General features: G+C 74.5%; 11 protein-coding genes. 3 read left to right on the forward strand and 8 right to left on the reverse strand.

The window, feature by feature from the left end; genetic code table 11:
* Positions 1 to 14 precede the first annotated feature (14 nt).
* Both ACPCK6_RS09090 and ACPCK6_RS09095 read left to right on the forward strand, forming a co-directional pair.
* Positions 15 to 1682, forward strand: coding sequence for a SpoIIE family protein phosphatase (locus tag ACPCK6_RS09090; RefSeq protein ID WP_396881287.1), 1668 nt, complete (start codon positions 15 to 17; stop codon positions 1680 to 1682).
* Entirely contained in the window at positions 1679 to 2716 is a 1038-nt protein-coding gene (locus ACPCK6_RS09095) for a cobalamin B12-binding domain-containing protein (RefSeq protein WP_423480844.1), read from the forward strand. The genes ACPCK6_RS09090 and ACPCK6_RS09095 overlap by 4 nt, the downstream gene beginning before the upstream one ends.
* A 1-nt stretch (position 2717) precedes the next feature.
* Here the strand turns inward: ACPCK6_RS09095 and ACPCK6_RS09100 are convergent, their stop codons facing one another.
* Positions 2718 to 3233, reverse strand: a complete 516-nt coding sequence (locus ACPCK6_RS09100; protein ID WP_135241735.1) for a MarR family winged helix-turn-helix transcriptional regulator — start codon at positions 3231 to 3233, stop codon at positions 2718 to 2720.
* A 95-nt stretch (positions 3234 to 3328) separates the two neighbouring features.
* Here ACPCK6_RS09100 and ACPCK6_RS09105 point away from each other — a divergent pair, with 95 nt between their 5' ends.
* Complete coding sequence (locus tag ACPCK6_RS09105) at positions 3329 to 4459, forward strand: PP2C family protein-serine/threonine phosphatase (RefSeq protein ID WP_423480845.1); 1131 nt, start codon at positions 3329 to 3331, stop codon at positions 4457 to 4459.
* 9 nt (positions 4460 to 4468) lie between these two features.
* On the opposite strand, the gene ACPCK6_RS09110 is transcribed toward ACPCK6_RS09105, so the two are convergent.
* The 7 genes from ACPCK6_RS09110 to ACPCK6_RS09140 form a co-directional block, all read right to left on the reverse strand.
* Positions 4469 to 5950: a sugar transferase gene (locus ACPCK6_RS09110; RefSeq protein ID WP_318335447.1), complete on the reverse strand. Its 1482-nt coding sequence runs from the start codon at positions 5948 to 5950 to the stop codon at positions 4469 to 4471.
* Positions 5951 to 6162: 212 nt separating this feature from the next.
* Positions 6163 to 7917 (reverse strand): substrate-binding domain-containing protein, encoded by a 1755-nt coding sequence (locus ACPCK6_RS09115; protein ID WP_318335448.1) that lies wholly within the window; start codon positions 7915 to 7917, stop codon positions 6163 to 6165.
* A gap of 177 nt (positions 7918 to 8094) precedes the next feature.
* Positions 8095 to 9129: a lactonase family protein gene (locus tag ACPCK6_RS09120; RefSeq protein WP_396881284.1), complete on the reverse strand. Its 1035-nt coding sequence runs from the start codon at positions 9127 to 9129 to the stop codon at positions 8095 to 8097.
* A 101-nt stretch (positions 9130 to 9230) separates the two neighbouring features.
* Positions 9231 to 9833 carry a GTP-binding protein gene (locus ACPCK6_RS09125; protein WP_013288179.1) on the reverse strand — a complete coding sequence of 201 codons (603 nt, stop codon included), beginning with the start codon at positions 9831 to 9833 and terminating at the stop codon, positions 9231 to 9233.
* Positions 9814 to 10203, reverse strand: coding sequence for a DUF742 domain-containing protein (locus ACPCK6_RS09130; RefSeq protein ID WP_091422853.1), 390 nt, complete (start codon positions 10201 to 10203; stop codon positions 9814 to 9816). The genes ACPCK6_RS09125 and ACPCK6_RS09130 overlap by 20 nt, the downstream gene beginning before the upstream one ends.
* A complete protein-coding gene (locus ACPCK6_RS09135; protein ID WP_013288181.1) occupies positions 10193 to 10615 on the reverse strand; it encodes a roadblock/LC7 domain-containing protein in 423 nt (140 codons plus the stop codon). The genes ACPCK6_RS09130 and ACPCK6_RS09135 overlap by 11 nt, the downstream gene beginning before the upstream one ends.
* Positions 10615 to 12963, reverse strand: coding sequence for a sensor histidine kinase (locus tag ACPCK6_RS09140; protein WP_396881282.1), 2349 nt, complete (start codon positions 12961 to 12963; stop codon positions 10615 to 10617). Before ACPCK6_RS09140 ends, ACPCK6_RS09135 begins: the two co-directional genes overlap by 1 nt.
* Between the last annotated feature and the right edge of the window lie 229 nt (positions 12964 to 13192).

Raw genomic sequence — 13192 nt, forward strand, 5'->3', positions numbered from 1 at the left:
CCCGGCCACCGGAGGTGACCGCCGCGCGCCGGGGCGGTGTCGCGGGGCCGGTCAGCGGCGGTGGACACGCCTCGCGGAGACGACCCCGGCGGGTTGCCGGGGTCGCGCTACCGGCTGACGACCATCTGGCCCGGGAGCTGCTGGACGGGCTCGCCGAGGCGGTCGTGACAGTCGACCACGCGGGCGTGGTGACGCTCGTCAACGCGATGGCCGCCGACCTGCTCCCCGAGGTGGCACCCGGCGTCGACCTGGCCGCGTGCCGGGTGCCGGCGCTGGCCGACGCGGCCACCGCCGGATCGGACGCGTTCGAGACCGACCACCACGGCCGGCGGCTGCGCGGCGTGCGGCGGCCCCTGGCCGACGACCGCAGCGCCTGGTACGTCCGCGACGTCACCGAGGAACACGCGCGTACCGACGCGCTGCTGGCCGAACGGTCCCGCACCGCGTTCCTCGCCGAGGCGGGCAGCCGGCTCGGGCTGTCCCTGCACCGGGAGCAGACGCTGCGTACCGCGGTGACGCTGCCGGTGCCCTACCTGGCCGACGTCGCGGTGGTGGTGCACCGCCCGCCGCCGCCCGCCGAGGACCAGCCGCACTGGATCCGGTACGCCACCGGCGATCCCGGCCCGGTCACCGGCCTGGCCGGCTGGCCGACTGTGGAGTCCGTACCCGGCCTGGTCGAGGCGCTCGAAGGCGACCTCACCGAGCCGAGTCCCTGGCTGGACGCCGAGCTGGCCGACCTGGCCGAGGTGCTGCCCGCCGGGTTCGGCCGTCCGGGCACCGTGTTGATCAGCCCGATGCCGAGCGCCGGTGGTCCGGCCGGCGCGCTGGTGCTGGCCCGCCGCCCGGAGCGGCCCGGCTTCGACAGGCGGGAGATCGGCCTGGCCCGGGAGTTCGCCGGGCGGGCCGGTGCCGCGCTGGCCGCCGCCGAGCTGTACGGCGAGCAGGCCCACCTGGCCCGGGTGCTGCAGAACAGCCTGCTCCCGCCGGAGCTGCCCCGCCTGCGCGGGATGACACTGGCCGGCGGGTACCGCGCCGCCGGGGACAGCCTGCGCATCGGCGGCGACTTCTACGACCTGTTCCCCACCGGCGACGGCGGCCTGTTCGCGCTCGGTGACGTCTGCGGCAAGGGTGTCGGCGCGGCAGTGCTGACCGGCCGGGTCCGCCAGTCGCTGCAGACCCTGCGCCTGGTCGAGCAGCGCCCCCGGGAGCTGCTGGAGCTGCTCAACCGGGCGCTGCTGGACGCCCCCGACGCGGCCCGCCGGGCCCAGTTCACCACGCTCCTGCTGGGCGCGCTGCGCCGCGAGCCGGACGGCGGGCTGCTGGTGCGGCTCGCCGGTGGCGGGCACCCGTCACCGCTCGTCGTCCGCGCCGGCGGCGGGGTGGAGACGGTCCGGGTGGGCGGCATGCCGGTGGGCGCGCTCACCGACGCCCGCTTCGCCGGCACCGAGGTACGGCTGGCGCCGGGAGACCTGCTGCTGGCGTACACCGACGGGGTGACCGAGGCCCGCGGCGGCCCCACCGAGCCGGCCATGTTCGGCGACGCCCGGCTGCGTCAGGCGCTCGCCACCGGCACCGGGCTTCCGCCCGCCGCGCTCGTCGAGCGGGTGCTCCAGCTCGTCGACGAGTGGCTGGACGGGCAGCCCCACGACGACATCGCCATGCTCGCCGTGGCGGCCGGGTGACACCGCCGCCGCCGGATCGCCCCACCCCCGCGGCCGGGCGCCGGATCGGGCCGGACACGCTCGCCGCGTACCTCGATCGCCTGGACGCCGCCGACCGGGCCGGCGCGGTCGCGCTGGCGCGCGGCCTGCTCGCGGACGGCTTCTCGGTCGCGGACGTTCTGGTCGACCTGGTCGCGGTGGCGCAGCGGGAGGTCGGCCGGCGCTGGCTCACCGGCTCGTGGAGCATCGCCCAGGAGCACGCCGCCACCCACGTCAGCGAGCAGGTGGTGGACGCGCTGGGCGCGACGGTCGGTCCACCGCGACGCGGGCACGTGGTGATGGCGTGCGTGGAGGGCGAGTGGCACGCGCTTGCCGCCCGCATCGTCACCGAGGTGGTCCGGGCGGCCGGTTGGCGGGTGACGTTCCTCGGCGCCAGCGTGCCGGCCCGGCACCTGGTCTCCTACCTGCACCAGACCGGTCCGGACGCGGTGCTGCTGAGCTGCGTGCAGCCGAATCGGCTGGTCCGGGCGGCACGGATGGTGGAGGCCAGCCGGGCGGCCGGGGTGCCGGTGCTCGCCGGTGGTCCCGGCTTCGGCCCGGACGGCCGGTGGGCCACCGCGATCGGCGCGGCGGGCTGGGGCGCCAGCGCCCGGGACGCGGTGGAGTTGCTGGAGCGGCCGCTGTCCGCGGCGCACACCGGCGCGCCGCCGCCCCCGCCCGACGACGCCTACGTGGCGGTGCTGCACCGGCGGCGTGAGCTGGTCCGGCTCGCACTTGCCGCGCTCGACCCGCCGCCGGAGAGCGCCGAGGACGTCGCCGCCGGTATCGCGCACCTGGTGGACGCGCTGATCGCGGCCGTGCGGGTGGACGACGACCGGCTGCTGCGTGACTTCGTCGGATGGCAGGAGGAGGCGCTGACCTCCCGCGGCGGCCGGGCCCTGCTGGACCGGGTGCTCGGCACGCTGGAACGGGCGCTGACGGAGCATCCCCGGGTGGTGGCCCGGTTGCGGGCCGCCCGCGAAGCCGCGCCGGACGATCCCGGCCCGGCCGGCTGAGTCAGGCGGTACGGGCCACCGGAGGTTCGCCGGACGGCCGGGCCGGGTCGCCGATCCGTTCCCCGGAGGGTTGCAGCATCGGCCAGCCCTCCGCCACGGTGGCCTCCCCGCGCCGGCCCACCTCGTCGAACTCGCGCATGCCGCGTACCAGCGCGGCCCGGCCCTCCGGGCTCATCCCGGCCAGGATCCGCTCCAGCCGGTGCCGCCGGTCGGCACGCAGCTCGGCGAGGAGCCGGAGGGCGGCGGGCGTGAGGTGCAGCGAGATCTCCCGCCGGTCGTAGCGGCCCGGCTCGCGCTCCAACATCCCGGCCGCGACCAGCCGGTCACACAGCCGGCTGGCGGAGGAGAGCAACATGTCGGTGAGCGTGGCGAGACGGCGGAGGTTGATGCCGTCATACTGCTCGACGACCATGATCGCGCGTAGCTGGGCACTCGACAGCCGGCTGGTGGTGCGCTCCCGGGCCGCCTCCCAGACGGCGAGCAAGGTGCCTGCCGCCTCGTCCAGGGCTGCGGACATACTCGTGTCAGGTTCCCGGGTACTGCGCTCTTCGGTCATGGTGGGGCCGAGACTACTCCCCGGATCTGCCCGGCGACCTGTGCAAAGGAGCAAAGATGAGCGGAGCGGAGGGCCACGCGCGCCGGATCCTGACCGAGGCGCCGACGGATCTCATCGTGGACCGGCTCGCCGCCGAGCTCGCGCGCACGTACGGCGTCACCAACACCGAGCTCTACCAGGTCGACTACCGGCTCGCCGAGCTGCTGCCGCTGGATGACGGACCGTCGGTCACCGGGCCCGGCCACCCGGCCTGGCGCGCCTTCGACCACCAGGAGCCGGTGATCGCCGACGGCGTCGGCTGGTTCCCGGTGGGCATGCGCGGCGAACGCCGGGGCGTACTGAAGGTCTCGCCGGTGCCCGCCGACCCGGACGCCCGCCGGGAGCTGGACACCATCGCCACGGTGCTCGGGCACGAACTGAGCGCGGTCATGGCGACCACCGACATCTACCGGACCGCCCGGCGTAGCCGGCGACTCACGCTGGCCGCCGAGATGCAGTGGGAGCTGCTGCCCGGGCGCAGCCGGATCCGGCCGTCGTTCAGTCTGGCCGGGCAGTTGGAGCCGGCGTACGCGGTGCGCGGGGACAGCTTCGACTGGTCCGACGACGGCCACCGGCTCTGGCTGGCGGTGCTGAACGGCTACGGCGAGGGGGTGGCCGCGGCGCTGCTCGCCTCGCTGGCCACGTACGCGCTGCGCAACGCGCGCCGGGCCGGGCTGGACCTGGCCGACCAGGCCGCGCTGGCCGACCAGGCCGTCTACGCCCAGCACCGGGGCGAACAACACGTCTCGGTGCTCCTGATCGAGCTGGACCTGACAACCGGCGAGCTGACTGTGGTCGACGCCGGTTCGCCCCGGCTGCTTCGGCTGCGCTCCGGCGAGGTGGCCGAGCAGGAGCTGGACGAGCAGTTCCCGCTCGGCATGTTCGAGGGCACCGACTACCGGCCGCAGCGGTTCCGGCTGGAGCGCGGGGACCGGCTCTTCGTGGTCAGCGACGGCGTGATCGACGCCACCACCGAGCAGGCGCGCTACGGCGAGGCGGCGCTGGACCGGTTCCTGCGCCGGACCGGCCCGATGGAGCCGCTGGACGCGGTCCGGTCGCTGATCGGCGACCTGCGGGCGTTCGTCGCCGGGGACCTGGTGGACGACGCGGTGGTGGTCTGCCTGGACTGGCTGGGGCCGCAGCCCTGACCCGCCCGGTCAGTACGCGCCGCGGCTGTTGACCACCGCGCCGAACGTCTTCCACAGGATGGTCAGGTCGGCGGCCAGCGACCAGTTCTCCACGTAGTACAGGTCCAGCCGGATGCCGTCCTCCCAGCTCAGGTCGGACCGGCCGCTGACCTGCCAGAGGCCGGTCATGCCGGGCTTGACCAGCAGGCGGCGTGCCACGTCGCCGTCGTAGCGGGCCACCTCGGACGGCAGCGGCGGGCGCGGGCCGACCAGGCTCATCTGGCCGAGCAGCACGTTGGCGAGCTGGGGCAACTCGTCCAGCGACCACTTGCGCAGCAGCCGGCCGACCCGGGTGACGCGCGGGTCGTCGCGCATCTTGAACATCAGGCCGTCGGTCTCGTTGCGCGCGGCCAGCTCGGCGAGCAGGGCGTCGGCGTTTACCACCATGGTGCGGAACTTGAAGACGCCGAACTCCTCGCCGCCCTGGCCGACGCGGGTCTGCCGGAACAGCACCGGACCCCGGCTGTCGATCTTGATGGCGAGCGCGATCACGATCAGCAGCGGCGCCAGCACGAGCAGCGCGATCAGCGAGATCGACCTGTCGACGAAGCCCTTGACCAGCTTGCGGGCGCCGCGGAACTCGGGCGCCTCGACGTGGATCAGCGGCAGGCCGGCGACCGGGCGGGTGTGGATGCGGGGGCCGGCCACATCGGTGAGCGCCGGCGCCACCACCAGGTCGACGCCGGTGCCCTCCAACTGCCAGCCGAGGCGGCGCAGCCGGGTCGCGGTCAGCTCGCCGGAGGCGGTGACCGCCACCGTGTCGGCGCCGATCGCGGTGGCCGCCTCCGGGATGCCGCGGAAGCTGCCGACCACCGGCACGTCGCCCAGGCGCTGCGGCACCGGGGCGAGCAGCGCGTCCGGGATGCACGCGCCGACCACCTGGTAGCCGGCGTACGGTTCCCGGCGCAGCGTGTGCACCAACTCCAGCACGTGTGCGGTGTCGCCCACCACGAGCACCTTGCGGGACCAGCCGGCACCCCGGTCGCGGGCCCGGTGCAGCCGCTTGCGGGCCGCGAACCGCGCCACCTCCAGGCCGATCGTGCCGACCGCGAAGGAGATGGCCAGGAAACCCCGGGAGACGCCGACGTCGGCGATGTACCCGGCGATGGCGATGCCGCCGGCGAGTCGCATGCTGGCCGCGCTGACCCGCCGGTACTCGTCGGCGCCGTAGCCGAGCACCTGGTCGTCGTAGCACCGCATCGCCTTGAGCGAGACGAGCCAGACCAGCAGGAGCGCCGGGGCGACCACCACGTACGGGATCTCGGACCCGGTCGGTTCCTCGTCGCCGAACCGGGCCAGATAACCGACCAGGATGGCCACGGCGAGCACGGCGGTGTCCAGCACCACCAGGACCCGGATGTAGGCCCGCTCCGCCGCTCGCGTCGTCTTGCCCGGGCGTTCACCACCGGGTCGCGACGACGTGGCAGGGGTCAACAGCGTCGCCGAGGTCACCGGCCCTCCCCACTTCGCTCAGGACCGCCCCGTCCCCGCCCGGCTCCGGTGTGGAGCCCGCGGTCGAGGCACCCGGTCATCATGCCTGGACAATTATGGTTACCGATTGATTCGGACGCATTACCGTCAGTTCTCATCCCGCGTCTTGACCCGGGAAGCCTTCCGCCGTACCGGATTTCCGGTACGGCGGAAGACTAGCGCTGAGCTTCAGGTCAGCGGGGGGCGGGCGGCCGGAGCGCGATCGCCCGGAGGAAGATCTCGCCGATCTTGCTGGGGTCGGTGGTGACGAACGCGCCGCCGCCGGTGACCTTGGTGATCGACTCCAGCTCGGCCCGGTTCACCTCGGTGCCGATGCCGATGATGACGACCTGGACCGGCTGCTCGTCGTCCTTCAGCTTCTTCAGCTGGTCCAGCAATTCCTTCTGCGAGATGCCGTTGTCGTCCTCGTTCTTGCCGTCGGTGAACAGCACGATCGAGTTGACCTTGCCCGGCTCCCAGTCCTGCTGCACCTTCTTGTACGCCGCGAGCATGGTGTCGTACAGGCCGGTGTCGCCGCTGGAGGGCTTGATCGAGGCCAGGCCGCGCTGGAGCGCGCCCCGGTTGCTGGACAGAGGCTTTATTCCGACCAGCTCACTCCAGTCCTGCGAGCCCTGGAGGTTGGTGGAGAAGGTCCAGAGGCCGATCGACCAGGAGTCGTCGAACAGCCCGAGGCCCTGGCTCGCGGCGGCGACGGTGACCTGCTCCCGGCTGGCGCCGTTGGCGGTCGCGACCGGCTTCTTCATCGATCCGGAGACGTCGATGACGCAGAGCATCCGGCCCGACTGGGTGGCCACCGACCAGGTCGTGGTGGCGGTCGAGATGGCGCCGGGGTCGAGGTCGGCCGCGCCGCCCTGGCCCGACGGCGGCACCTGGCTCGCGCCGCCGTTGGCCGGGCTCGGCGCGCCGGTCGGGGCCTGGAAACCCCGGCCCCAGTTGCCGTCCGGCGCGCGCAGCGCCTGCGAGGCGAGCCGGTCCTTGAAGCCCGGCGTCCGCAGCACCTCGAAGAGCACCTTGGCGGCGGACGCCTTGGCCGGCTCGATGCCGGGCAGCACCGCGAACGGGTAGTCCAGCGGGATCGGCGCCGGCTCCAGGTAGAGCGCGGCCAGCCGGATCGGCGGCTTGGTGCTGTTGTAGGCGATCACGTCCTCCTCGGACAGCGCCGCCGCCCCGAGGCCGTTGGCGATCGCCGTCGGGTCGGACGAGCGCGGGAACCGCGCGAGGAGGTCCTGCCGCAGCGAGGAACGGTTGGTGGCGAGCGCCCGCAGCGCGCCGACCATCGCCTCCTGCGCCTTCGGCGAGCCGGACTCACCGGTGGAGCTGGCCGCGGCGGTCAGCGACAGCAGACCGGACAGGCCGGCCGCGTCCTGGGTCGGCTCGACGATGCCGGCCCGCAGCGGCTTGCTGGCGGTGACCTGGGTGAGCAGGTCGGACCAGCGGAGCTTCTTGTCCGGCCACCCTATGCGGGAGGCCACCGGCTCGGGCAGCGCCACCACGACCGGGCTGCGCGCGATCGAGGCGCCGTTCGTCGGCGCGAACGCACTGGCCCCGCCGCTCTTGAGCCGGACCAGCCAGGTGGAGGAGTCCGGCACCCAGACGTCGGGGGTGACGGCGGTGCCGCTGGCCTGCCCGACGCCGGCGAGCGTGGCGCCGTGCTTGCTCGCCACCGCGGCGGCCACCTCGACCGACTCGGACGAGGAGACGTTCACCGCGATGCACGTGCCGCCCACCGCGGCGCCGTCGGAGACCCACTGGTCGGCGGCGGCGCGCACCGCGGGGGCGATCTCCGGGGCGGTCGCCACCGACAGCTCGATCCGGCCCGAACAGTTCGGGCCGGCCAGCTGCTGGTAGCCGAACCAGGAGCCGGCTACGACGGCGACCAGGGCGGCCGCCACGGCGGCGGCACCTGCTCCGCGGAGGTGAGAACGCATGCGATGGCGGCCAGACACGGTGACCATCTTGCGTACCTCGTGGGGTTACCACCACAACCGTTCGGACGAAAGTTACGCAGCAGAAACAGTTGATCAGCTAACCCATACGCTAAGTTACTGGTCAGTCATTTATGGTGATGTCAATCCACTTCGGACTGTCACTTGGTGACCGTCCGGTCACGGTCGGACGCACGTCGGGCTCGCCATCGGCACCGGCTCCCCCACCGGCTCCGGCACCCCGCCGTCCGGATCGACCCGGAAGATCCTGATCATGTCGGCCCGCTCGTCGGCCACGTACAGGTGTTCCCCGGCGAACGCGAAGTGCCGCGGCCACTCGCCGCCGGTGTCGACCTCGGCCACCAGCTCCGGCGCCGGGCCGTCGAGGGCGAAGACGGCGATCGTGCCCACGCCGCGGTTGCCCACGTAGAGGAAGCGCCCGCCCGGCCCGACAGTCACCTCGGAGGGCTGGACGTGCCCGGTCCGGCCGCTGGCGTCCACGCGCGTCCGCTGCCGCGGCCCGTCCGGCGTCAGCTCGTACGCGGTGACGGTGGCGTCCAGCTCGCCGACCAGCCAGAGGCGCCGCCCGTCCGGGTGCCGGGCCAGGTGCCGGGGACCGGTTCCGGGCGCCGTCCGCAGCCTCGGCTCCCGCTCGGCCAGCCGGCCGGTGGCGTCGTCGACGTCGTACCGGTAGACCGAGTCGGTGCCCAGGTCGACGGCGAGCAGCCCGCCGCCGGCCGGGTCGGGCGAGACCATGTGGCAGTGCGCGTGCTCCTGCCGCTGCGGGTCGGCGCCGTGGCCGGAGTGCCGGACCAGGTCGGCGCGCTCCCCCGGCACGCCGTCGGCGTCCAGGCCGAACACCGCCACGCTGCCGCCGCCGTAGTTCGCCACGAACAGGTGCCGCCCGTCCGGAGCGACGGACAGGTGGCACGGCTCCGCGCCGCCGGTCTCGCGGACGCCCAGCGGCGCGAGGTCACCGTCCGGGGCCACCCGGAACGCGCTCACCTGCCCGTCGGGCAGCTCGTTGCACGCGTACAGCACCGGCAGCGCCGGATGCCGCACCAGGAACGACGGCGACGGGGTGACCGCCACGACGCCCAGCGGGGCCAGTTCCCCGGTCACCCGGTCCCGCCGGGCCGCCACGACGCCCTCGGCCCGTCCGCCCGTCTCCGCCGTGTAGCCGCCGATGTGGACGATCTCGTCCTGCCCGGTCACCGCACCCACCTCTCGTCGGTCCTGCCTGCGATCCAACCAGAGGCTTCCCGGTGGCGCGCCCGGTCAGTCCCACGCGGCCCGACGGATCGGGTACGGCATGCTCAGCCCACCGGCACCGGCTCGCCGCGCTGCCGCGCCACGTGCTCGACGAGCGAGATCAGCACCAGCTTGCCGGACTGCCGGTCCCGGGCGTCGCAGAGCACCAGCGGGACGTCCGGATCCAGGTCCAGCGCGTCACGGACCGCCTCCAGGCCGAACCGGCGGGAACCCTCGAAGCAGTTGACGCCCACCACGAACGGGATGCCCCGCTGCTCGAAGTAGTCGATCGAGGGGAAGCAGTCGGCCAGCCGCCGGGTGTCGGCGAGCACCACCGCGCCGAGCGCGCCGAACGCCAGTTCGTCCCAGAGGAACCAGAACCGGTCCTGGCCCGGCGTGCCGAACAGGTAGACTTGGAGGTCGTCGTTGATGGTGATCCGGCCGAAGTCCATCGCCACCGTCGTGGTCGACTTCTGCTCGACCCCGGAGACGTCGTCGGTGCCGAGCCCGGCCCCGGTCAGGACCTCCTCGGTCTGCAACGGCCGGACCTCACTCAACGCGCTGACCAGCGTCGTCTTTCCGGCGCCGAAGCCGCCGGCGATGAGGATCTTCAAAGCCAGCGGCACTCGTGGCGCCCCCGGCTCCCGGTCATAGCGCACGGAGTCCACTGACCACCGCCTTGAGGATGTTGTCGTCGGGCAGGTACGCGGTGGCCGGTGGCCGGTGCACCGCGACGAGTCCATGGGCGAGGAGGTCGCCGAGCAGCACCCGGACCACGCCCACGGCGAGGTCCAGGTCGGCGGCGAGGTCGGCCACGGCCTTCGGCCGCCGGGCCAGCTCGATCAGGCGGCGGTGCTCCGGCTGGAGACCGGGCGTGCCGGCCGGGTCCGCGCCGGGGGCGGCGAGCACGAACGCCAGCAGGTCGAAGCCGTCGACGGGCGGGCGCACCCGGCCGCCGGTGAGCGTGTACGGGCGCACCACCGGCCCCGCGTCGGCGTCCAGCCACTCGTGCTGCGGCCCCGGCGACTCAGCGCGCATCGGTCCGCTCCCCCGCCACCCGGCTCGGCGCGGCCAGGTTCTCCCCGACCCGGATGACGAGCATCGCCATCTCGTACGCCACCAGGCCGATGTCGGCGTCGGCGTCGCTGGCCACCGCGAGGCAGGCGCCCTGCCCGGCGGCGGTCACGAACAGGTAGGCCGACTCCATCTCCACCACGGTCTGACGGACCGCGCCGCCGCCCAGGTGCCGGGTCGCGCCCTTGGCCAGCCCGGAGAAGCCGGACGCCAGCGCGCACAGGTGTTCCGCGTCGGTGCGGTCCTGGTCGGTGGAGGCGCCGAGCAGGAGCCCGTCCGCCGAGAGCACCACCGCCTGGCGGGCGGCGGGAACGCGCTCCACCAGGTCGTCGAGCAGCCAGTCGAGATCGGCGTTCTGCCGCGTCGTGTGCACCACTAGGCGTCCCTCTCAGTCGCGGTTCGTGTGTCCGGCGCCGGCGGGGCGGGCGGAACGGCCGGCCCCGCGGTGGTGGACGGCGTACCGGTGTCGCGCGTCTCGGTGACGGCGGTGGCCGGATCGGTCCCGGCGGCGCGCACGCCGTCCCGGCGGCCGCGGGCGGTGCCGGCCTGCAACGCCGACATGGCCCGGCGGGCCTCCTCCGGAGTGCGGTGGGCCGGGGTGTCGGCGACGGCCGCGCGGGGACGGGCGGTCGCGCCGCGACGCCGGATCCGGCGGGGCAGCCCGTCGTCGTCGGCGGGTGGCTCCACCGTCGAGGCCCGCGCCGACTGCAGCGGGACCACGGTGCTCTCCGACCGGTCCCGGCCCGGCCGGACCGGCCGCCCCGGCCGGGGCACAGTGGCCAGCCGGGTCACCTTGGCCAGGCGCCGCCGTTCCGGCCCGGCGGAGGCGTCCGCGCCCACCGGCGGCTCGTCGGTGACCAGTTCCGACGGTACGAACACCGCGGCCACGATCCCGGCCGGGCGCGACGGCCGCAGCTCCACCCGGACACCGTGCCGGGCGGCCAGTCGCGCCACCACGAACAGCCCCAGCCGGGCGCTGGCGGCCGGGTCGAACTCCGGTGGCTCGGCCAGCTTGCGGTTGGCCTCGGCCAGGGCCGGCGCGGACATGCCCAGCCCCCGGTCGAGGATCTCGATGGTGTAGCCGCCCGGGACGCTGCGGCCGGTGACGTCCACCCGGGTGCCGGGCGGGGAGAACGTGGTCGCGTTCTCGATCAGCTCGGCGAGCAGGTGGATCACGTCGCCGACGGCGCGGCCCAGCACCCCGGCCGGCGCCACCTCGCCCACATCGACCCGGTCGTACGCCTCGACCTCGGAGATCGCGCCGCGCATCACGTCGACAGCGGCGACCGGGCGGCGCCAGCCCCGCCCGGGCGCGGCCCCGGCGAGGATGACCAGGTCCTCGGCGTGCCGCCGCAGCCGCGTCGCCAGGTGGTCGACCTGGAACAGCCCGGCCAGCTCGTCCGGATCCTCGGTACGCCGTTCCAGCCGGTCCAGCAGCGCCAACTGCCGGTGCACCAGCCCCTGGCTGCGGCGGGCCAGGTTGAGAATCACCTCGTTGAAACCCCGCCGCAGCGTCACCTCGTCGACGGCGGCCCGGACCGCGGTCCGGCGTACCTCGTTGAAGGCGCGCGCCACCTGGCCGATCTCGTCGCCGCCGTGGTCCAGCTCGGGCGCCTCCCGGGCCACGTCGACCTCCTCGCCCCGGCGCAGCCGCGCGACCACGTCGGGCAGCCGACGTTCGGCCACCTCGGTCGCGGCGGCGCGTACGCCGGTCAGCCGCTGCGCCAGCGACCGGCCGACCCGCAGCGCCACCAGCACGCACACCACGATCGCGATCAGGCCCAGCACACCGGCGGCGGCGAGCTGGACGAGGATCCGGGTGGCCATCGGCACCGACCGCTCGGCGAGGGCGTCCGCGCCGCGCAGCTCGAAGTCGCGCAGGCTCTGCCACACCTCGGCGTGGCCGGTCTCCCACGCCCGCATGTCGAACCGGGCGGGCAGCGCGGACGACCGGATCAGGCTGTCCTGGAGCGCGCGCAGCCGGAGGAACCCGGCGCCCTCGGTCATCCGCTGGTACGCGGTCCGCTCCCCGGCTGGCAGGTCGGCGACCGCCATCTCGGCCAGGAAACGCTGGTTCTCCACTGTGCGTACCAGTTGCTCGTGCTCGCCGTCGGCGTACCGCCCGGCGGTGACGGCGCCGGCCAGCAGCGCGTCCGCCTGCCCGAGCAGCTCCCGGGAGCGGCCCAGCGCGGTCAGCGCCGTGGCCTCCCGGTTGAGCTGCGCGTCGGGCAGCGCGGCCATCGCGCCGAACGCCTGGAACGCCGAGCCGATCATCCCGCTGTAGAGGCCGACGGCGCCGGCCCGGTCCACCTTGCGGTCGTCGATGAACGCGCGCCCGGCGGGCAGCGCGTCGAGCGCCGAGACGAGTTGGTCGAGGCGGTTGTCGAGCTGGGCGTCGGCGACGTCGCGCAGGTCACCGCCGTCGACCTTGCGGCGCAGCTCGACGATCGCGTCGTCGGTGCGTACCCGCTGCTCGGTCAGCTCGGGGAGGGCGCGGTCGCCGGCGAGCTGGACCACCGACAGCCGCCGCTCGCGTTGCAGCTCGGCCACCACGGCCTCGCCGGGACGGCCCAGGTCGTAGAGGAGGGTACGCGCGGAGAGCAGGTCGAGCGCGGGCCCGAAGGTGAGCGTGGTGGCGAAGATCCACAACGCCAGCAGCCCGGTCACCGGGCCGATGACCAGCGCGGTCAGCTTGGCGCGGATCGGCCAGTCACGGGTGTTCAATCAGACCTCGCCCGGGAAGGTGTCGCTCGGTGGCGCCGGCAGCGGCCGTCACGTTCGCCGGCCACGACGCCGGGCCCCGGCCCGGACGCCTTGGGCAGGATACGTAATCCGGGGCGGATGCACTACCGGCCGTCTCGGCTCTCACTACGGTCCGAGACGGGCACGGCGGGCGCAGTCGGACACCCGTCCGGCACCGGACGGGTGTCGCGACACCGCGCCTTTTTCCGGA

The sequence above is a fragment of the Micromonospora sp. AB353 genome, assembly GCF_049538395.1.
GTDB lineage: Bacteria > Actinomycetota > Actinomycetes > Mycobacteriales > Micromonosporaceae > Micromonospora > Micromonospora aurantiaca.

What these genes read in the sequence shown, in the direction of transcription:
- ACPCK6_RS09100 (WP_135241735.1), bottom strand. Translation starts at nt 3,233, where the DNA reads ATGTCCGCAGCCCTGGACGAGGCGGCAGGCACCTTGCTCGCCGTCTGG.
- ACPCK6_RS09130 (WP_091422853.1), bottom strand. Translation starts at nt 10,203, where the DNA reads ATGCGCGCTGAGTCGCCGGGGCCGCAGCACGAGTGGCTGGACGCCGAC.
- ACPCK6_RS09105 (WP_423480845.1), top strand. Translation starts at nt 3,329, where the DNA reads ATGAGCGGAGCGGAGGGCCACGCGCGCCGGATCCTGACCGAGGCGCCG.
- ACPCK6_RS09115 (WP_318335448.1), bottom strand. Translation starts at nt 7,917, where the DNA reads ATGCGTTCTCACCTCCGCGGAGCAGGTGCCGCCGCCGTGGCGGCCGCC.